The sequence below is a fragment of the Gordonia sp. HS-NH1 genome (assembly GCF_001418765.1).
GTDB lineage: Bacteria > Actinomycetota > Actinomycetes > Mycobacteriales > Mycobacteriaceae > Gordonia.
In genome coordinates, this window is the sequence record NZ_LIYC01000138.1 from 1 (window position 1) to 379 (window position 379).

1 protein-coding gene is annotated in these 379 nt (G+C 62.8%); it reads right to left on the reverse strand.

Going from position 1 to position 379, the window contains the following annotated elements:
• Nucleotides 1-66: 66 nt before the first annotated feature.
• A partial coding sequence (locus tag AMD30_RS24395) for an ATP-binding protein (protein ID WP_197282854.1) occupies nucleotides 67-379 on the reverse strand: 313 nt, incomplete at its 5' end.

The window sequence follows — 379 nt, forward strand, 5'->3', positions numbered from 1 at the left end:
TGTCAACGGCCAGTTTGATGTCCCCGCTGGTGGCCAGGTAAAAGTCCCCACCCTGTGCGGGATGTTCTAGGTGGGTGGCACCTCCGTTCGGTGTGTCATGCGGTAGGAGTCGCCGTCGGTGATGACGATGGTGGCGTGGTGTAGGAGCCGGTCGAGGATGCTGGCGGCGGTGGTGTGTTCGGGCAGGAATCGTCCCCATTGTTCGAAGGGCCAGTGGCTGGCGATCGCGAGAGATCGGCGTTCGTAGGCGCCGGCGACGAGCCGGAACAGTAGTTGGGTGCCGGTGTCGTCGAGTGGTGCGAATCCGATCTCGTCGAGGATGAGCAGATCTTGGCGTAGCAGGGTGTCGATGGTTCTGCCGACGGTGTTGTCGGCCAGT